This is a genomic window from Herbaspirillum sp. UBA812 (assembly GCF_002296545.1).
Taxonomy (GTDB): Bacteria; Pseudomonadota; Gammaproteobacteria; order Burkholderiales; family Burkholderiaceae_D; genus Herbaspirillum; species Herbaspirillum huttiense.
Genome location: NZ_DBIC01000018.1, coordinates 1 through 477 on the forward strand (window position 1 = coordinate 1; position 477 = coordinate 477).

1 protein-coding gene is annotated in these 477 nt (G+C 65.0%); it reads left to right on the forward strand.

From position 1 onward, the window contains the following. On the forward strand, positions 1-477 hold a 477-nt coding region (locus tag B3873_RS00920), incomplete at both ends, for an Hsp70 family protein (RefSeq protein WP_286863595.1).

Consider the following 477-nt stretch of genomic DNA (forward strand, 5'->3'; position numbering starts at 1 on the left):
ATGTCCACCGCGCCACACCAGCGTCGTCTGGCCGTCGGCATCGACCTGGGCACCACCAATTCGCTGGTGGCGACCGTACGCAACAGCATTCCCGAAGTCCTGGCCGATGATGACGGCCGCGTGCTGCTGCCCTCGATCGTGCGCTACCTGCCCAACGGCCATGCCAACATCGGCTACAAGGCGCAGGCCGCGCAGACCATCGATCCGCGCAATACCATCGTCTCGGTCAAGCGCTTCATGGGCCGTGGCCTCAAGGACATTGCCCACGCCGAGAACATGCCCTATGACTTCCAGGACCAGCCTGGCATGGTGCAGATCAAGACCGTGGCCGGCGTGAAGAGCCCGGTGGAAGTCTCGGCCCAGATCCTGGCCACACTGCGCCAGACCGCTGAAGATGCCCTGGGCGACGACCTGGTGGGTGCCGTCATCACCGTGCCCGCCTACTTCGATGATGCCCAGCGCCAGGCCACCAAGGAC